This is a genomic window from Ruminococcus sp. 5_1_39BFAA (genome assembly GCF_964240875.1).
Taxonomy (GTDB): Bacteria; Bacillota; Clostridia; order Lachnospirales; family Lachnospiraceae; genus Blautia_A.
In genome coordinates this window covers 262,385-281,989 of sequence record NZ_CAXSVO010000004.1, presented here as the reverse complement: position 1 = coordinate 281,989, position 19,605 = coordinate 262,385, and the positions used below count along the sequence as shown (strand labels likewise).

General features: G+C 44.4%; 15 protein-coding genes. 14 read left to right on the top strand and 1 reads right to left on the bottom strand.

Annotated elements, in window-relative coordinates:
- Positions 1-244: 244 nt before the first annotated feature.
- The 6 genes from ACESZH_RS08195 (at position 245) to ACESZH_RS08170 (ending at position 6,410) form a co-directional block, all read left to right on the top strand.
- The gene (locus ACESZH_RS08195; RefSeq protein ID WP_373214220.1) at positions 245-904 is read left to right on the top strand and encodes an amino acid ABC transporter permease; all 660 of its coding nucleotides are present in this window, start codon (positions 245-247) and stop codon (positions 902-904) included.
- A complete protein-coding gene (locus ACESZH_RS08190; protein ID WP_373214219.1) occupies positions 885-1,559 on the top strand; it encodes an amino acid ABC transporter permease in 675 nt (224 codons plus the stop codon). The genes ACESZH_RS08195 and ACESZH_RS08190 overlap by 20 nt, the downstream gene beginning before the upstream one ends.
- A gap of 6 nt (positions 1,560-1,565) precedes the next feature.
- Complete coding sequence (locus ACESZH_RS08185; RefSeq protein WP_373214217.1) at positions 1,566-2,336, top strand: amino acid ABC transporter ATP-binding protein; 771 nt, start codon at positions 1,566-1,568, stop codon at positions 2,334-2,336.
- 19 nt (positions 2,337-2,355) lie between these two features.
- Entirely contained in the window at positions 2,356-3,210 is an 855-nt protein-coding gene (locus ACESZH_RS08180) for a transporter substrate-binding domain-containing protein (protein WP_373214215.1), read from the top strand.
- Positions 3,200-4,288, top strand: coding sequence for a tRNA 2-thiouridine(34) synthase MnmA (gene mnmA / locus ACESZH_RS08175; RefSeq protein ID WP_373214214.1), 1,089 nt, complete (start codon positions 3,200-3,202; stop codon positions 4,286-4,288). The genes ACESZH_RS08180 and mnmA overlap by 11 nt, the downstream gene beginning before the upstream one ends.
- A 151-nt stretch (positions 4,289-4,439) precedes the next feature.
- On the top strand, positions 4,440-6,410 hold the full coding sequence (locus ACESZH_RS08170; RefSeq protein WP_373214212.1) for an oleate hydratase: 1,971 nt from the start codon (positions 4,440-4,442) through the stop codon (positions 6,408-6,410).
- A gap of 49 nt (positions 6,411-6,459) precedes the next feature.
- Here ACESZH_RS08170 and ACESZH_RS08165 read toward each other — a convergent pair whose 3' ends face one another.
- Positions 6,460-8,460: a right-handed parallel beta-helix repeat-containing protein gene (locus tag ACESZH_RS08165; protein WP_373214210.1), complete on the bottom strand. Its 2,001-nt coding sequence runs from the start codon at positions 8,458-8,460 to the stop codon at positions 6,460-6,462.
- A 128-nt stretch (positions 8,461-8,588) separates the two neighbouring features.
- On the opposite strand from ACESZH_RS08165, the gene ACESZH_RS08160 reads away from it, so the two are divergent.
- The 8 genes from ACESZH_RS08160 (at position 8,589) to ACESZH_RS08125 (ending at position 19,521) form a co-directional block, all read left to right on the top strand.
- The gene (locus ACESZH_RS08160; RefSeq protein WP_373214208.1) at positions 8,589-9,500 is read left to right on the top strand and encodes a helix-turn-helix domain-containing protein; all 912 of its coding nucleotides are present in this window, start codon (positions 8,589-8,591) and stop codon (positions 9,498-9,500) included.
- A 21-nt stretch (positions 9,501-9,521) separates the two neighbouring features.
- Positions 9,522-11,831, top strand: a complete 2,310-nt coding sequence (locus tag ACESZH_RS08155) for a helix-turn-helix domain-containing protein (protein ID WP_373214207.1) — start codon at positions 9,522-9,524, stop codon at positions 11,829-11,831.
- Positions 11,832-12,081: 250 nt separating this feature from the next.
- Positions 12,082-12,993 (top strand): ABC transporter permease, encoded by a 912-nt coding sequence (locus ACESZH_RS08150; protein WP_373214206.1) that lies wholly within the window; start codon positions 12,082-12,084, stop codon positions 12,991-12,993.
- Between the two features lie 13 nt (positions 12,994-13,006).
- Positions 13,007-13,897 carry a carbohydrate ABC transporter permease gene (locus tag ACESZH_RS08145; RefSeq protein ID WP_373214204.1) on the top strand — a complete coding sequence of 297 codons (891 nt, stop codon included), beginning with the start codon at positions 13,007-13,009 and terminating at the stop codon, positions 13,895-13,897.
- Between the two features lie 85 nt (positions 13,898-13,982).
- Complete coding sequence (locus ACESZH_RS08140; RefSeq protein ID WP_373214203.1) at positions 13,983-15,443, top strand: ABC transporter substrate-binding protein; 1,461 nt, start codon at positions 13,983-13,985, stop codon at positions 15,441-15,443.
- A gap of 76 nt (positions 15,444-15,519) precedes the next feature.
- The gene (locus tag ACESZH_RS08135; protein WP_373214201.1) at positions 15,520-15,729 is read left to right on the top strand and encodes a hypothetical protein; all 210 of its coding nucleotides are present in this window, start codon (positions 15,520-15,522) and stop codon (positions 15,727-15,729) included.
- Positions 15,726-17,648 carry a hypothetical protein gene (locus tag ACESZH_RS08130; RefSeq protein ID WP_373214200.1) on the top strand — a complete coding sequence of 641 codons (1,923 nt, stop codon included), beginning with the start codon at positions 15,726-15,728 and terminating at the stop codon, positions 17,646-17,648. Before ACESZH_RS08135 ends, ACESZH_RS08130 begins: the two co-directional genes overlap by 4 nt.
- Positions 17,638-19,521: a glycoside hydrolase family 3 C-terminal domain-containing protein gene (locus ACESZH_RS08125; RefSeq protein ID WP_373214198.1), complete on the top strand. Its 1,884-nt coding sequence runs from the start codon at positions 17,638-17,640 to the stop codon at positions 19,519-19,521. Before ACESZH_RS08130 ends, ACESZH_RS08125 begins: the two co-directional genes overlap by 11 nt.
- The last annotated feature ends 84 nt before the right edge of the window (positions 19,522-19,605 follow it).

The following is a 19,605-nucleotide window of genomic DNA, read 5'->3' as shown; positions in this document are numbered from 1 at the left end:
AGAAATCAAGGGATTTTTATCATTTTCACTGTCTTTTCTGATACAAACGAGAGTTAATTACCATGGAAGTTCACATTTAATGTCAAGAGCACTTTTTTAATAAAATATCCTATTAAACCTATTGACATACTATGGAAATGGTGCTATTATTCATTCCAGAAAAAGGAAGGGAGAACAGTCATGGTTCCATTCCTTTATTTATAGAATAGAATAGAACGAAAAGGGTAGGGTATGAAAAAATACAATGAACTGGGAATTTATAGCGAAATATTTGCCGCTCTATCAAAAAGCAGCCTGGCTTACAGTCAGAATAGGCTTTGCCGGGGTTGCGTGCTCCGTCATACTTGGGCTGCTCTGTGCAGTGATCCAATATTATAAAGCTCCGGTATTAAGAAGGATCGTATCGGTCTATATTGAACTCAGCAGAAATACGCCGTTGCTTGTTCAATTGTTTTTTATATACTATGGGCTTCCCAAAATAGGAATCCAAAGTCAGGCGGAGACCTGCGGTATTGCAGGCTTAGCCTTTCTGGGAGGAAGCTATATGGCGGAAGCTTTCCGAAGCGGATTGGAGGCAGTGGCGGAAATCCAGACAGAGAGTGCGCTGAGCCTGGGAATGAATCATTATCAGGTCATGCGGTACGTGATCCTTCCCCAGGCAGTTTCCATCAGCGTCCCTGCATTTATGGCAAATGTTATCTTTCTGTTAAAAGAGACAAGTGTTTTCAGCGCCATCAGCTTAATGGATCTGATGTTTACAGCAAAGGATCTTATCGGTCTGTATTACAAGACAACAGAAAGCCTGTTCTTACTGGTAGTGTTTTACCTGATCATTCTGCTTCCGGTATCAATACTGGGAAGCCTCTTGGAAAGGAGGCTGCGCTATGCCGGATTTGGGGCTTGAGGTCCTTCTGAAAGGACAGAATTTTCTAAGACTTCTCGGGGGACTTGGAGTGGCACTGCAGATCAGTCTGATATCGGTATTGATCAGCATTCCTCTGGGAATCATACTTGGGGCACTGATGACATGGAAAAATCCTGTGACGAAAGCCATACTCAGGCTTTACCTGGAAATTATCCGCATTATGCCGCAGATGGTCTTGCTTTTTCTCGTGTTTTTCGGGACCACAAGAGCATTTGGTTGGAATCTGTCAGGGGAAAGCGCATCGATCATCGTATTTTCCCTGTGGGGAACCGCTGAGATGAGTGACCTGGTGCGCGGCGCTTTGATCAGCATTCCGGTCCATCAATATGAGAGCAGCGAAGCCTTAGGGCTGAATAAAATACAGACATACCGATATATTATTATTCCACAGACAATTCGGAGGTTAATTCCGCTGTCCATCAATCTGATCACCAGAATGATCAAAACCACAAGCCTGATCCTAATGATCGGCGTGGTGGAGGTTCTGAAAGTGGCACAGCAGATCATTGAAGCAAACCGAATGTCAAGTCCCAACGCGGCTTTTGGAATTTATCTGGTGGTGTTTCTGCTGTACTTTATTGCCTGTTGGCCGATCAGTATGGCTGCAAAATATCTGGAAAGAAAATGGAGGTGAGAGTTTGTGGCAGAGCCATTGCTTACAATTAATCATCTTACCAAGCTATTTGACGACAATCTGATTTTGGATGATATCAGCCTGACGGTTCAAAAGGGCGAGGTCATTGTGCTGGTTGGATCAAGCGGCTGCGGTAAGAGTACCATGCTTCGATGTATGAACGCCCTGGAGCCGATTCAGGACGGAACGATCCGGCTGGATGGCGAATTGATCGATCCCAAAAGTAAATCGATCACCAGTCTCAGGCAAAAGATTGGAATGGTATTTCAGAGCTACGAGCTGTTTCCGCACCTGACAGTTTTGGATAACATTCTGCTTGCACCGATGAAGGTACAGAAGCGAAAAAAGGCTGAGGCGGCTGCGGAGGCAATGGAGCTTTTGGAGCGTGTTGGTCTGAAAGAGAAAGCCGGCAGCTTTCCAAGACAGTTGTCCGGTGGACAGAAACAGAGAGTAGCGATCGTCCGTGCTTTGTGTATGCATCCGGAAATCCTGCTGTTTGATGAAGTGACAGCAGCGTTGGATCCGGAAATGGTCAGGGAAGTGCTGGATGTGATACTGGATCTGGCGGCTCAAGGGCGTACAATGGTTATTGTTACCCATGAAATGCAGTTTGCCCGTGCGGTTGCGGACAGAATACTTTTTCTAGACGGTGGAAAGATTATAGAAGATGAACCGCCAGAAGAGTTTTTTGAAAATCCAAAGACGGAAAGGGCAAGGCAATTTTTAAATACATTTACATTCCAGGCAGTGAAAACTGCGGACAAATTCATACAGTAAAAAAAAGGAGACTAAAACTATGAGAAAATTTGATGTGAAAAAAGTGATCGCAGCAGCAACCGTTTTGGCAACCGTATTTACAGTGCCTGCATATGCCGGGTCAGAGGATGCGGTATACCGTACTCTGGATGAGATCAAAGAAGACGGAACCATTAATATCGGCGTATTTTCCGATAAGAACCCATTCGGCTATGTGGATGAAAACGGAGAGTATCAGGGATACGATGTTTACTTTGCAAACAGGATCGGGGAAGATCTGGGCGTGGATGTGAATTTTGTTTCTACGGAAGCAGCAAACCGTATCGAATATCTCCAGACAGGAAAAGTAGATGTGATCCTGGCAAACTTTACCGTAACAGAGGAACGTGCGGAGGAGGTTGATTTTGCACTGCCGTATATGAATGTTGCACTGGGTGTTGTATCACCGGACAGCAATGTAATAGAGAGTCTGGATGACTGGAACAGCGATGACCAGATGATCGTGATCTCCGGTACAACGGCAGAAACCTTTCTGATCGAAAACTATCCGGATATTCCGTTGCAGAAATATGATTCTTATGCAACCGCAAAGAATGCACTTGAAAATGGAAACGGCGCTGCATGGGCAAATGACAATACGGAGGTTATTGCATTTGCGCTGCAGAATGAAGGCTATACGGTAGGGATTCCGGAACTGGGAAATAAAGATACCATAGCTCCTGCTGTTTCAAAGGGAAATGAGACGCTGCTGAACTGGATCAATGAGGAGATCAAGGGACTTGCGGATGAGGAATTTTTCCATGCAGATTATGACGCTACCCTGGTTGACACCTACGGTGATGAATATAAAGAAGAGCTTGTGGTAGAAGGCGGCAAAGCGACAGATGAGAACTAAAAAGAAAGCGCTGATAGCGATGAGCGGTGGAGTTGACAGCTCCATCGCTGCTTTGCTTACATGTAAGACCGGAGATGAATGTGTGGGGATCACATTAAAGCTATACCATAATGAAGATATCGGTGTGGATCGCCAAAAGACCTGCTGTTCCTTAGATGATATTGAGGATGCAAGAGCTGTTTCAAGAAAACTGGGAATGCGGTTTTATGTGTTTAATTTTACGGACTGTTTCAAAGAAACTGTCATCGATCATTTTACAGAAGCTTATCTTCAGGGAGTCACCCCCAATCCCTGTATTGACTGCAACAAATATCTGAAGTTTGGAAAGCTGATGCAGCGGATGCGGGAGCTTCAGATGGATTATGTTGTGACAGGACATTACGCCCGGGTGGAATATGATGAAAAAAGGGAAAGATACCTTTTAAAAAAGGGAAAGGACAGGGAGAAAGACCAGTCGTATGTATTATATATGCTTACCCAGGAACAGCTTGCGCATATTAGATTTCCTCTTGGAGAGTACACGAAAAAGGAAGTACGCCAGATAGCAGAGGAGAATGGGCTGATCAATGCAAAAAAACGGGACAGCCAGGATATCTGCTTTGTACCGGACGGTGATTATGCCAAAGTGATCGAGGTGGTTACCGGGGAAAAGTCAGTTCCCGGAGATTTTGTGGATGTAAATGGAAATATTCTTGGAAAGCATAAAGGCATTATTCATTATACAGTTGGCCAAAGACGGGGTCTTAACATTGCCGCAAAAGAGCGGCTTTATGTGGTGGAAATTTTGCCTGACCAAAACCGTGTGGTTTTGGGCTCGGACAAGGATTTATATAAGAATGAACTGATCGCGGAACAGGTGAATCTGATCTCCTGTGAAAGAATAGAGGAGCCAATACATGTCACGGCAAAAGTGAGATACCGGCAGCAGGAGCAGCCGGCATTGGCATGGCAGAGTGAGGATGGGAAGCTGCATGTGAAATTCCAGTATCCGCAGCGTGCGATCACAAAGGGACAGGCTGTGGTCCTGTATGACGGCGAGCTGGTCATCGGCGGAGGCGTCATAAGTGAAATATTATAGAGATGATTTGTTTATCAAAAATGGGAGCGTGACAAATTTTTGGTCATTGCGCCCTTTTTGTCAATTGAACCGCGAATAGAATCACGATATGATGGCAACATACAGAGAAACAAAACAAATCGATCATATATAAGAAAGGCGGTTATTTTTTATGGCAAAAAAAGGAATGAAGCTTGGAACGGCGACAGTGCTTATCGCAGGTGCCGGGGCAGCAGCTATGATGGCAAAGAAAGCAAAAGAAAATGAAAAAGAGGCTCCAAAGAAGGCTCCGGAGGTAAAAAATGACTACCGCAATACCGAGCGTGGAAAAAATGCCAAAAACGGCAAGGGCATTTACTATACAAATGGAAACTACGAGGCATTTGCCCGTCCGGAGAAGCCGGAAGGTGTGGAGGAAAAAAGCGCTTATCTTGTGGGAAGCGGACTGGCATCCCTGGCCGCAGCATGTTTCCTTGTAAGAGACGGGCAGATGCCTGGCTCCCAGATCCATATCCTGGAGGCTATGGATATTGCCGGAGGCGCCTGCGATGGGATCAACGACCCAACCCGCGGATATGTGATGCGCGGCGGACGAGAGATGGAGAATCATTTTGAGTGCCTGTGGGATCTGTTCCGCAGCATCCCGTCCATTGAAACACCGGGTGTTTCCGTACTGGACGAATACTATTGGCTGAATAAGCATGATCCAAACTACTCCCTGTGCCGTGCTACAGTAAACAGAGGCAAGGATGCGCATACGGACGGAAAATTCAATCTTAGCCAGAAGGGCTGCATGGAGATCATGAAGCTTTTCATGACAAAAGATGAAGACTTATATGATAAGACCATTGAGGATGTGTTTGATGAGGAAGTATTTGATTCTACCTTCTGGCTGTACTGGAGAACCATGTTTGCATTTGAAAACTGGCACAGCGCCCTGGAAATGAAATTGTATTTCCAGAGATTTATCCATCACATTGCAGGACTTCCTGATTTCAGCGCATTGAAGTTCACAAAATATAATCAGTATGAATCCCTGATCCTTCCTATGCAGAGATATCTGGAGGCTGCGGGAGTAGATTTCCAGTTTAATACGGAAGTGACAAATGTTGTATTTGAATTCAAGGATGGCAAAAAAATTGCCAAAACCATTGAATGCAATGTAAAGGGCGCGAAAAAGCAAATCCTGCTTACGGAAAATGATCTTGTATTTGTAACAAATGGAAGCTGTACAGAAGGAACCATCTACGGTGACCAGAATCACGCGCCAAACGGCGATGCCGAGGTACGCAAAAGCGGATGCTGGGATCTCTGGAAAAATATTGCAAAACAGGATCCGGCTTTCGGTCATCCGGAAAAGTTCTGCTCCGATATTGCAAAAACCAACTGGGAATCCGCTACGGTCACCACACTGGATGATAAGATCCTTCCTTATATTACAAATATCTGCAAGCGCGATCCAAAGAGCGGAAGGGTTGTAACGGGAGGTATTGTAAGCTGTCAGGATTCAAGCTGGCTGATGAGCTGGACTATCAACAGACAGGGTCAGTTCAAGGAACAGGATCCGGATAAGGTATGCGTTTGGGTATATGGATTATTTACCGATGTTCCCGGCGATTACGTGAAGAAGCCAATGAAGGATTGTACCGGAAAAGAGATCACGGAAGAGTGGCTGTACCACCTTGGCGTTCCGGTGGAGGAAATTCCGGATCTGGCTGAGAACAGCGCAGTGTGCGTTCCAACGATGATGCCGTACATCACTGCATTCTTCATGCCCAGAACAAAGGGTGACCGCCCGGATGTTATCCCGGATGGATGTGTAAACTTTGCTTTCCTGGGCCAGTTTGCCGAGACACCGAGAGATACCGTATTCACAACCGAGTATTCCGTGCGTACCGCTATGGAAGCTGTATACGGACTCTTGGGCGTAGACAGAGGCGTGCCGGAGGTTTGGGGAAGTGTCTATGACATCCGGGAGCTTCTAGATAGCTCCGTAAAGCTGATGGACGGAAAATCCCCGCTTGAGATCCAGTTGCCAGGACCATTGAACGCGCTGAAGAAGCCGCTGATCCATGTGGTTAAAGGCACCGTTGTGGAGAAGGTACTGAGGGATCATGATGTTTTGAAGGACTATATGCTTTAATAGGATATGCAAAGCGCCGACGGGAAATCCTGCCGGCGCTTTATATTTTTTAAAGATGGATCATATCTTTGAAGCCCTTGGCAAAAGGACCGGGAATGGGTGTTATGTCTCTCTTGTTTCCGAAATAGTCACGGTCAAACAGGATCGGGGAACCATCCGGCGCTTCAAATTTTTGTTCAGGCTCAAAGGCTTCTCCCAGCGTTGAGGTGCTGACAAAAGGTATCTCGAAGTCAGGAAGATGATCATACAGATTTGTTTCCAGGGTAAGTGTACCCTCTGACTCTTTTAATTCCAGCTCTATTTTATTCGCATCGTCAATCTTATAATTCTCCTCATTGTTACAGGGCACAGCACCGTTAAAGTATACATTTCCGCCTGTGTAAACCGGAAGGTGGTCATAGTAAATATCCTTTCCCAGATGATCAAGGGCGCTGTCCGGTGTGAACTGTGCAAAATAAGTCTCCGCTTTGGGATAATCGTCATAAGGCTTGGTGCCACAGGAAAAATGAAGGAGATCGTCACCCGCCAGGCCGCTTTTCTGAGCATAAGCTGTCAGATCTTCCCGGATTTCCTTTTGAACAAAAATATTATTGTAAAAGCGGGCATCGCCGTGAAGAATTGTCATAAAACCAGCCACCTCTGTGCGGTGGGGCAGATGATACGGTGTGTAGCGTGTGGTTGGCAATCTTTGACCGCCGTTATCGGTACCGGAACCTACATAAGTAAAGGAACCGGCGATCAGGTTGTGCACAAAGGCAATGCCCTGGGTGCTGATGCGTGCCGCACAGTCCGACAGCAGCAGGTTGTTGTCCACCAGCGTAGGACCATGCGATACCTCAATGAAAATATCTTCTCCCACATCATCGATTTTCGATTCTCTGGGAGGTACATTATCGTGGAACAGATTCTGGGTGACGCGGGTGCCCTGTGCCTGCCAGTCGAGCCAAAGCCCTCTGGTACAGTGGTGAAAGTGATTGCGGCGTATGATAACATCAATGGCAGCGTGCATTTTGATTCCGCCGATCTCTGCACCAAGTAGCTCCTGTTTATTATTGATGTGATGGATATGATTATCTTCAATGACAGAAAAAACACCGCCCAAATGACCGACGATACCAGTCTGGCCGCAGTCATGGATATTGCAGCGGCGTACCATATGAGAGCCGATTTTTTCTTTGCACCAGCCCTCTGTCTGAGCCTGGCAAACGGCATCTCGTTCTGTCTGGGTTCCATCTTTGAAGAATTTTGTTGTCCATTTGTTTTCGTTATTCGGCTGCAGATATTTTCCGAGTGAGATACCGGAACATTTTGAATGAGAAATGTCACAGTCTTCAATGATCCAGCCTTTGGACCAGTGAGGCCCTACCATACCCTCCTGATAAGCCGTTGGAGGCGCCCAGGTGGTGGCTGCCTGTCTGATCGTGAAACCGGACAGAGTAATATAGCTGATACCGGTTTTGTCGGGATAGAAGCAGTTGCGTCGGACATTGATCTCAACATTTTCCTTACGGGGGTCGAAGCTTTGAAAATTCGCATAGATGACCGTTGTATTTCCGTCCTGCTCCGTATACCATTTGTAGACTGTAAAGTCAGGATCCCAGGAATAAGGATATACGGAGGGGTGCAGCACCTCATCCAGTGACGATGCTTCATATAGAGATTTTCCGTTTAGATAAACCTCCCCTGTGTGAGATGACATGGTGGGCTTATACCAGTCACCTTTGATAATAGTAGTATATGGATTATAATCACCGAAAATCCCGTTGGGAATACGCGTCATCCACACGCTGCCTTTATATTTTTTCCAGTCTTTTATTTCCTCTGCGCCTGTGATGACTGCACCCAGCGGAACCTGGCTGATGTAGGTAATGCGATGGCGGTCATCCGTCCCGCCATGACGGGGGTTGACATATTCGCGGTAAATGCCGGGGGCAACGATGACAGTATCTCCGCTTTCCGCGATCCCGGCTGCCTGACTAATGGTTTGAAATGGCTGTTCTTTTGTGCCGCGGCCCTTGGCTGAAGCATCACCGGCTACGTAATAAATCATAAATGTATCCTCCTTTATCTTGACTTATGCGAAAAAAATGTTGATATAATAATACTGTAATAAATGGCTGAAATAAATAAGAATACTGCCTATAAATATAAAAATACTGCCAGAAAGGTGCGGATATAGTGGGAAATCAAAAAAAGAACGCAGACAGGAAAAAAAAGGAAACTATCATATACCGGCATCAGATGCTGAATTACGGATTATATTTGTCACAACCGGAGGATGCGGGAGGCGATATCCCCTGGCACTGGCACGATGAATTTGAGATCGGTTACGTTGCCGAGGGAAGTATACTTTATAAGACAAATCACCATGAATTTATATTAAACAGCGGGGACGGTATATTTATTAATTCCGGTGTCCCCCATTATCTCCATCCTGTGGAGGAGGGGCGGAAGGTAAATCTTCACACTCACTTTTTTGATAAGTTATTTCTGGCAGGATCGCCGGGAAGTCTGTTTGATATAGAATATATAACTCCTGTACAGGAGCAAAAGCATTTGGACGCAGTGCCGTTGTATCAAAATTCGGCAGAGGGCAGGAGATTTTTAGAAAAAATGCAGCAAGCAGAGATGTTGTGCCTGAAAGAGGAAAAATTTTTTGAGTTACGGTTAAGGGGCTTACTTTCTGAACTATGGGAGACCATATATACCTGGGCAATGGAAAAGAAAACAGGAGAGAAGTCCTATAATTCTCTGGAGGATGAGCGGATCAAAAAAATGTTGTCGTATATTCAAACACATTATGATGAAAAAATCACAGCAAATGAACTGGCGGAGGAAGCATATATCAGCGAGAGGGAATGTTACCGCCTTTTCCGGAACAGCTTAGGTACCACCCCTACAGAGTTCATGATATCCCTGCGTTTGCAGAAGGCCCAGGAGCTTTTGCGTTATACGGAGAAAAGTATAATTGAGATTGCCCATGAAACCGGGTTTGGTACCAGCAGTTATTTCTGTAAATTGTTTAAACAGAAGTATCACCTTACACCAAATCAATACCGGAAATATCAGGAGCATATAAAAATTTCATGAGAAAAATTGGGGAGGGGTTTCATGTCGTCTATTTTACAGAGAAATACCTATTTAAAGAGAGTGGTTCTGGTGCTTGTATTTTTTACTATAGTCATTTGTATTCCTTATGCCGCTACGATTTACAATACAGCGCAGGGAAAGGTTTTGAGTACGATTCAGAATGCCAATGACCAAAGCCTGCAGCAAATAAAATATAATTATACAGTTAATGAGGATACCATGGCGAATCTCTGTATGTCGATCTATTATGACCATGAGAATCAGGGACTTCTGTATAACAGCAATATTTCTTATGCGGAGTCGGGACAGCAGATGAGGGATATGAAAGCTACGATCCTTGCGATCTATCCATCCATTTATGAGGTATCCATTTATAATGGAAGCCGTAACGAGTTATATTCCACAAGGGACAACCAGCTTGGATACTTTAATAATACTACGGAATTTATAGAGAATGTCCAGGAAATCCCCAAGCTTCAGCCTATTCTCAGACGAGTGCCCTATGCTGGTACTGATAATTATATTTATGTATTTTCTTATTTCTTTTATGAATATACAGACGCTGAGAATAAGCCTTCAAGCTATGTGCTGGTTGAACAGAATGCAAACTGGCTGATAAATAATTTTACAACAGCGGGCTATATGAAGGGTGATCTTCCAAGCCGAATTTATTTGGTAGACAAGGAGAATAATATTTGTTCGGACACGGAGGTTTCCGATGTGGACCTGCAGTTGTTAAAGAATAATTCTGTGTCTGGGGAACGGACGGAGGAAGAAAAAGATGCGGTATATTATACTGATAGTGTTTCAGGCAAGGAATATCTGATCACAAGGCTATCCCTGAATAGCTGGGGTGATTCGCTGATCATGATTCAGGATTACGACCAGGTTTTAGCCGAGCTGAAATCACTTCAAAATACATATTGGCTGATCATCGGAATCTGGGCAGTTGTTTATCTGGTGGCAATTATTATAATAGGAAGGCATTTGTATCGTCCCATCGATAACCTGGTAAAATTCATCAATGACCTGGATGGTAAGGCAAAGGTGGCAGCCAATGCCAATGAATTCAGCCAGATCATGGAATTGTACAAAGAGGCCCACGAAAAGCTTCTCGATAAAAATGTGGCAAAACAGGCATTTATGAGAAGATATCAGTTCGAAAAACTGCTGACCGATGAAAAAGGTTCTGTCTGGAAAGAAATATGTTCCTATCTTCCGGAGCACTGGCTGGTGACAGCGAGGACGTATACTTTGCGTGTTTTGAAGCTGAAAATACAGATTAATACGGAACAGGTATGCGCAATCCCGGAGGATGACCATAATCTGTATCAGTTTGTTGTACAGAACGTGCTTTCTGAGTTGATGGAAAAAGAGTATCCGGCAGAGATCTTTCAACTGGGTGATGATTCCATCTGCGGGATCGTGCAGGCTTCAGAAGGAAATACGGATCTCATACTTGAGGGGATTCTTCAGGAAACGCAGCAATATGCGAAACGCTATATGAACATCTCGTTTTGCGCCGCATACAGCGATATTGCAGAGAGTCCGTTGAGTCTGAATGCTTTTTATAAGCAGACGGATTATCTGCTGCAGTACAGTTATGTCTTTGGCAAAGGTGCTATTATTAATTCACAGTTGTGCAAGGAAAATATTGATAACGAAAACGGCATGTATCCGGAAAGCCTGGAGCGGAAGCTGCTTGCAGAGGTGAAGTGCGGAAATATAGAAAGCGTACAGCGTCTGACAGAGGAAATCTTTGACCATATTGGAACAATGCGGTATGAGAATATCCGCACCTGTATTATGACGTTAGCCAATAACTTAAATACTACGCTAAAGGAGCTGTACAACCATAAGGGCGTACTGGTCAAATTCCAGTTTGACCAGATTTATCATTTGATCGAGGAAGCCGATTATCTGGAGGAGTTGGAAACCCATTGGAAAGAATACATAGAATCTGCTCTGTGTACACTTACACAAAAGAATGAAGAAGACAAAGGGCAGATATTTGTGACAAAGGTGCAGGCATATGTGGAGGAGAATTATAGTGATCCAAATCTGTCCTCCCACAGTGTGGGCGATTGCCTTGGGTTGACTGGCAAGTATGTGATGAAAAAATTTCAGGATTATACAGGAGGTTCCCTTAACGATTATATTTATAAAGTACGTATGCGTAAGGCTGCACAGTTGCTGATAAGCAGTAATACTCCTATTAGTAAAATAGCGGAGCAGGTGGGAATCATGAATGAGAATTATTTTTACAGGCTGTTTAAAAAGGCATATGGATGTACACCGAGGGAATTCTCGAAGCAAAACAGGCAAGCCTGAGAACAGGATATGGGAAGGGGTGCTGCAGGTATTCTGCGGTACCCCTGTTTTTAGCCGCACAGGGACTGTAATATTGTCTCTTTTTCTCCACAAAAGGCTGCAAATATGATAAAATCAGCCTTTTTTAACATAGATCAGGAAAATATTATACTATTTTTTTCAAAAAAATCCTCCTATACTGACAACCAGGAAGAGCAAATTCAGGAAAATAATTTACAAAACAAAATGAAAAAAGATAGGGGGTATAAATTTGAAAAAGAAAAAGAGCAGGAAAAAAATGAACTGGAATCTTATGATACTTGCAATTCCGGGTCTGTTTTTTTTACTTGCATTTAATTATGTTCCTTTATTTGGTTTGATCATTCCTTTTAAGAATGTGGATTATGCACGGGGTATATTTAGAAGTGAGTGGGTGGGATTCGACAATTTTAAATTCTTTTTCCAATCACAGGACGCGCTTAGAGTTACAAGGAATACGCTGCTGCTGAATTTTACATTCATTGCAGTAACCATGGTGTTGGCTATCGTACTGGCATTGATGTTGTTTGAATTATCAAAAGGAAAGGTGAAAATATATCAGACAGCGCTGTTCGTACCATATTTTATTTCCTGGATCGTAGCCAGCTATGTACTTTATGCTCTGTTGAATCCACAGTTAGGAATGATTCCAAACTTACTGAAAGATATGGGGAAAACAGTTCCGAATTTTTATAATGAACCAAAATACTGGCCGTTTATATTAACCATTTGCTATTTATGGAAAAATATCGGGTATATGACTATTCTGTTTTATACAACCTTAATGGGAATTGATACTTCTTATTTTGAGGCAGCTGCCATTGACGGAGCTGGAAAGCTGAAAAGAGCATGTTACATCTCCCTTCCCTGCCTGAAACCGGTTGTCATCATTATGGCTTTATTGCAGATCGGTAAAATTTTCTATGCGGATTTCGGAATGTTCTATTTCCTGACAAGAAATTCCGGAACCTTATACCCTGTGACAGATGTGATTGATACCTACGTTTTCCGTGCGCTGCGTGTTACCGGAAATATAGGAATGTCGTCCGCGGTAGGTCTATATCAGTCCTTAGTTGGGTTTGCACTTGTACTGATCAGCAATTTAGTAGTACGAAAAATTGACCGTGACAGTGCGATCTTCTAGGAGGTGACAAACTATGATAGAAAAAAAATCAAGCAGATATATACAGAAAATTGTTTTTAACGGAGTCTTTATTTTTCTGGCGGTTGTCTGTGTGTTCCCGCTGCTGCTGATCGTATCTGCGGCATTTACAGAAGAGACAAGCCTGGCGATTGAAGGATATAAGCTTTGGCCCAGCAAGTTCTCTCTGGACGCTTTTTCGTACATACTGCAAAGCCCCAAACAGATTCTGATGTCTTATGGGGTAACGATTTTTGTGACGGTTGTGGGGACTATAGGCGGACTGCTGACAACGTCAATGCTTGCCTATGTGATTGCAAGAAAGGACTTTAAATTTTCGGGAATTCTCTCTTTCCTTGTGTTTTTTACGCTGCTGTTTAACGGAGGCATGGTTCCTTCCTATATCATGATCGCGAAGTATTATCACCTGAAGGATACCATATGGGCATTGATACTGCCCTATATCGTCATTCCGTGGCATGTGTTTCTGATGAAAGGATTTTTTGCGGATATACCAATGTCCCTGGTGGATGCGGCTAAAATGGATGGAGCCGGAGAGATACGTGTTTTTTTCAATATTATTGTTCCGGTGTCTAAGCCTGCGTTTGCGACAATCGGACTTTTGACAGCATTTACCTATTGGAATGACTGGTGGCTGTCTATGCTGTACATTGATGATGCAAAGCTGACATCTCTTCAGTATTATTTATATCGTATCATGAATAACATACAGTTCCTTACAACATCTATGCAGGCGGGCAACATTAGTATTGATATCAGCAATATGCCAAATGAGACGGCGCGTATGGCGCTTTGTCTGCTGGCGGCAGGCCCTATGCTGGTGATCTTCCCGTTTTTCCAGAAGTATTTTGTGAAGGGGCTGACCGTAGGCGCCGTAAAGGAATGAAAAGAGAACCCGGTCAAATAAAAAGGGTTTTCGGCATTTTTATAAATGCCTATAAAAATGATAAATAAAAGGAGGAAAAGAAAAAATGAAACGAAAAACAGCGATTGTATTAGCCGCATCTTTGGTACTTGGTGCAATGGGAACAGGGGTTACCTGTTACGCAGAGGAGCCGGTAGAGCTGGTATGGTATGTGGGAGGGAATGGCCCGCAGGCAGATCTGAATACGGTATTGGAGGAGGTTAATACCTATTTGGAGGAAAAATTGAACTGTACTCTGAAAATTGTGGAGACCGATTTCGGAAGCTATGATCAGAAGATGCAGATGGTCATTGGTTCAGGCGAGGAGTTCGATCTTTGCTATACCGCAAACTGGAGCAATAATTTCTATAATAACGTAAATAAAAACGCATTTTTGGAGCTGAATGACCTGCTTGAAGAGTACGCTCCGGAGCTGATGGAAGCCGTACCGCAGGCGGGATGGGATGCTGCAACAGTAAGCGGAAATATCTATGCAGTTCCAAACATGCAGATCTGGACGATGACAAACTGCATTAGTATTGATAAAGAGTATGTGGACAAATATAATTTTGACGTGGATTCCGTAACAGAGCTGAAGGATCTGGAACCGCTTCTGGCCGCGATCAAAGAGGATAACCCGGATATGTATCCATTTGCTGCGGATGCAGGCGGAATCCTTGGAATGATGACACAGGCCATGGGTTATGATGAGCTTGCCGGAAGAAATATCCCGGGAGTTGTTATGCTGGATGATGAAGAACTGAAGGTGGTGAACCAGTTTGAGCTTCCGCAGGTGATGGAACACTATAAGCTGATGTATGACTGGAGCCAGAAAGGTTATATCCGTCCGGATGCTTCGACTATTACCAGCTATACGGCAGATCTTGCGGCAGGAAAACATGCGGTCAGAGTTGTAGGTAACTTAAAACCTGGCCTTGAGGTGGGCGAAGCAGAAATGTATGGCGGCAAAGAGGTGGTAATCGTACAGATGTCCGATTCCTGGCTTCCTACTTCCGGAATTACAGCAACTATGACAACCGTAAGCCGCACTTCTAAAAATCCGGAGAAAGCAGTGGAATTTTTGAATCTCCTTAACACAGATAAATATCTGTATAATCTGATCACACAGGGTGTGGAGGGCGTACATTACGAAAAGCTTGACGGAGAATATATTGCTCCTATCGAAAACTCCGGCTATGCGCCAAATGCAGACTGGATGTATGGAAACCAGTTCCTGGCATACTTAAAAGAAGGCCAGGTAGAGAATGATTGGGAACAGACTATTGCCATGAATGAAGCGGGAAAGACTTCTGTAGCATTTGGATTTGTCTTTGATTCCACAACTGTTCAGAATGAGATCGCAAGTGTCAGCGCAGTGGTGCAGGAATACCAGTTAAGCCTGGATACAGGAGCGGTAGATCCGGAAAGCGTTATGCCGGAGTTTCTGAATAAGCTGGAACAGGCTGGCAGCCAGGTCATTATTGATGAAATTCAGAGACAGTTAGACGAATGGAACGCAAATAAATAAGTCAATAGATGAATACGACAGGCGGCGGTCCAGGTTCATATAACCGGACCGCCGTATTGTTTAGAGAGAGGACATTATGGGATATCAGGTGATTTTGAAGCAGTATAATGGAAGCAGTCCTGTAAAAACGGAGCGATGGGAGCTTGATGAAAGGATGGCAGGGCAGTGTAAAAATATGGAGGAACTTCCCTGTGTACTCTGGTGTGGCAGAGAGGAAAAAAACGGAGCCGAGCGATTTGCCATCAAACTTAATTACCGGCAGCAGTTTATAACGGCAATCGTATGACAAGTATAAGGATTCCGTATCCGCCCTATCACGAAGAAAAAAAAGAAACTGGCTGGGAGCCGATTATCACGGATATTCCGCATTTGGATAAGGATGGAAACGCTTCCCGTATTCAATTTTGTTCCGGGGATATGAGTACCCCTGCTATGGGATATTATTCCCGGGAGAAAAAAGAGGGCTTTTTGATTCTGGCAAAGCATATGGTACACGGAAGATACACGGGATTCACCGTGAGTCAGGAGCCGGGACGGATGAGCTTTGCTGTGTCCTGCCCCGGGGTGAGGGAAGAAACAAGGTATTTTTTTGGAGAGCTTCCCGACGGTACCGGCTTTTTTCCTGCCTGTGACGTTCCTTCTGATGATGAGGGGATCATATTGCAGGCGGGAGAAGAACTGGAACTGGAGGTACTCTGTTGCCGGATTCCGGCACAGAATTTAAATGATTATTTTACCGGATTCCATGCTGTGAGGGAGAGCCTGGAAACGGGGGAAAATTATGTAAGCATCCCATTTTTCAAGGCATATACAGCTATCAAAGAAAAATATGTTCAAAAGAACTTCTCAGAAGAAGGATATTTCTGTGTTGGAACAGAAAGTGAAGCGCCCCCGGCTTGCTGGCAGGCGGGATGGGTAGGAGGCGGGATAAACTCTTATCCGTTTCTGGTGGAAGATGAGGGGGTGGCATATCAGCAGGCGCTCAGCACGATACATTTTATTACAGAGAAGCTTCAGTATGCAAACGGATGGTATGTTCCTATGTATGCAAAAGGGGTAAGATATGGAGACGGTTCTATGGAACCGGATGGTCAGCTCCTTCTGGTGCGTAAGGATGCGGATCTTCTGTATTTCCTGATAAAGCAGGCAATATACCTCCGTGCATATGGACGGCAGTGGGAGGGGCTGGAAAAAAGCATTGCACTCCAGGCAGACGCAATAGTACGGCTTTATAAGAAAAACGGTCAGTTAGGGCAGTTCATTCATATGAAAGAGGAGAGACTTGCGCAGGGCGGTACTGCCAGCGCTGCTATTGCGCCGGCTGCGCTGGCTTTGGCATATGAATATCTGGGCCAAAGGGAATATTTAGCCGCAGCGGAAGAACTGGGAGAATTGTACTGGAACCAATATTTAAAGCAGGGGATTATGAATGGAGGACCGGGAGAGATCTGTCAGGCTCCTGACAGTGAATCTGCCTTTGCTTTTCTGGAAGCCTGTGTACTATTGTATGAGACAACAGGAAAAATAAAATGGCTGCAGGCTGCAAAAGAAGCCTTTGAGCTGGCTGCTACCTGGATCATCAGTTATGATTTTTCCTTCCCGGAAGGCAGTGAGGCGAAAAAGCTTGGCATCCATACTATGGGAACCGTATTTGCAAATGCACAAAATAAGCATTCAGCGCCGGGTATCTGTACCCTTTCCGGAAATTCGCTTCTGAAGCTTTACCGTTTTACAGGAGATAAAAAATATCTGCACTGGCTTGGACGTATCAGCCATGCTGTTTCCCAATTTGTCTCCTTAGATGAAAGACCTGTTAAATCCCTGAGTGGAGAGTATCTTCCGTCCGGATATATCAACGAGAGGGTGCAGACCAGCGACTGGGAAGGAAAAGAAACCGTCGGCGGATTTTTGTATGCCTCTAATTGGCCGGAGGTGACAATGCTGCTTACTTATGTAGAAATTCCGGGAATTTATGTGGATCTTGACCGGAAGGAATTGTTCTGTTTTGATCATGTGTCTGCTAAGCTGGTTCAGAAAGAATCAGGAGAAATGCTGCTGACAGTGTCAAATGATACAGACTATGATACAGTTGTAACCCTGATGGCGGATCACAGCAGAAACGGAGAAGCTATGGGGCATGTATATTATGAAAAGATGAAAAAAATTCAGATTGGATCAGGAAAGGAAGTAACAATTGGATTTTGAAAAAAGAGCAAGAGAATTAGTTGGAAAAATGACCCTTGCGGAAAAAACGGCACAAATGAAATATGATGCTCCGGCAATCGAGAGACTTCATGTTCCGGCATATAACTGGTGGAATGAATGTCTGCACGGGGTTGCCCGGGCCGGAAGGGCAACTGTTTTTCCGCAGGCAATCGGAATGGCGGCAAGCTTTAACACGGAGCTGATGTTTGAAACAGCACAGGCAATATCGGATGAAGCGAGAGCAAATTACAATGAATACAAAAAATTCGGAGAAACCGATATTTACCAGGGGCTTACTTACTGGGCGCCGAATATCAACATATTCCGCGATCCAAGATGGGGACGGGGACATGAGACATACGGCGAAGATCCGTATTTAACAGGGAGAATGGGAGTTTCGTTTATTAAGGGGCTGCAGGGAGATGGAAAATACCGCAAATTGGATGCAACGGTAAAGCATTATGCAGTGCACAGCGGACCTGAGAGCGAGCGCCATTCCTTTAATGCGGTTGTTGAGAAAAAGGATCTATATGAGACATATTTATGGGCGTTTCAGTATTGCATAGAAAATGCTGATCCATCAGCAGTTATGGGAGCATATAACAGGGTGAACGGAGAACCCTGCTGCGCAAGTGCGTATCTGCTGGGAGATGTTTTGCGCGGGGAGTTTGGATTCAAAGGCTATGTTGTGTCCGACTGCGGCGCGGTCTGCGATATAAACCAGCATCATCACGTAACAGAAAACGAAGCGGAAAGTGCGGCGCTGGCGGTAAATAACGGCTGTGACTTAAATTGCGGAACTGCGTACAAGTGGCTGAAAACGGCTGTGGCAATGGGATTGCTTAAGGAAGAGATTATTACGGAAGCGGTTGTAAAATTATTTACCGCCCGTTTCAGGCTGGGCATGTTTGATGATGACTGCGAATATGACAAAATCCCGTATAGCGTTGTGGAATGCGAAAAGCATATGGAATTAAACCGGAAAATGGCAAGAGAAAGTATTGTTCTGCTGAAAAATAACGGGATACTTCCGCTGGGCAAAGATAAAAAAATAGCGGTGATAGGGCCAAATGCAGATTCAAAAAATATTTTGTTGGGCAACTACAATGGAACGCCTTCAAAATATTATACCATTCTGCGGGGAGTGCAGGAATACGCGGAAACGGTTTATGCAAAGGGCTGCCATCTCTTTGATGATAAAGCAAATGTAAACAGTCTGGGAACAAGTGAAAAAGAAGCGCTGATCGCACTGAATCATGCGGATGTTGTCATCTTGTGTATGGGGCTTGACCCATCTCTTGAAGGGGAGGAGGGGGATGGATATAACAGTGACGCAGGCGGTGACAGGCTTGATCTGGAGCTGCCTCCTTCTCAGAAGAAGCTGTACCATACTGTGATAAAATCAGGTAAACCCGTGATCTTTGTAAATGTAAGCGGGAGCTGTGTAAATCTTTCTGACCAGAAAAAAGAATGTGATGCAGTCATACAGTGCTTTTATCCGGGTGCAATGGGAGGCCTGGCTCTGGCAGATATTCTTTTTGGGGAGGTATCCCCAAGCGGAAGGCTTCCGGTTACCTTTTATGAAAACACAGATGATCTGCCGGATTTTCATGACTATTCTATGAAGAACAGAACCTATAAGTTTTACAAAGGAGAGCCAGTATTTGCGTTCGGGCATGGGCTTACTTATGCTGACATATTGGAAAACTGGATCGATGACAATACAGTGGAAGTGACAAATAAGGGAAACATGGATACCGATTATTCCGTACTGAAATTTGAACATATTCCCCATAAAAAATTGTGTGGATTAAAAAAGGTATTTATCCGCAATGGTGAGACCGTGAGGATAAAGTTTGACAGTGAGCAGTAAGGCAGAAACTGGGAATGGATACCGTTGTTTTTCCAAAAACTCTTAAAAAAAGAGAGAGCAGGTCTGGCAACATTATCCGAAAAA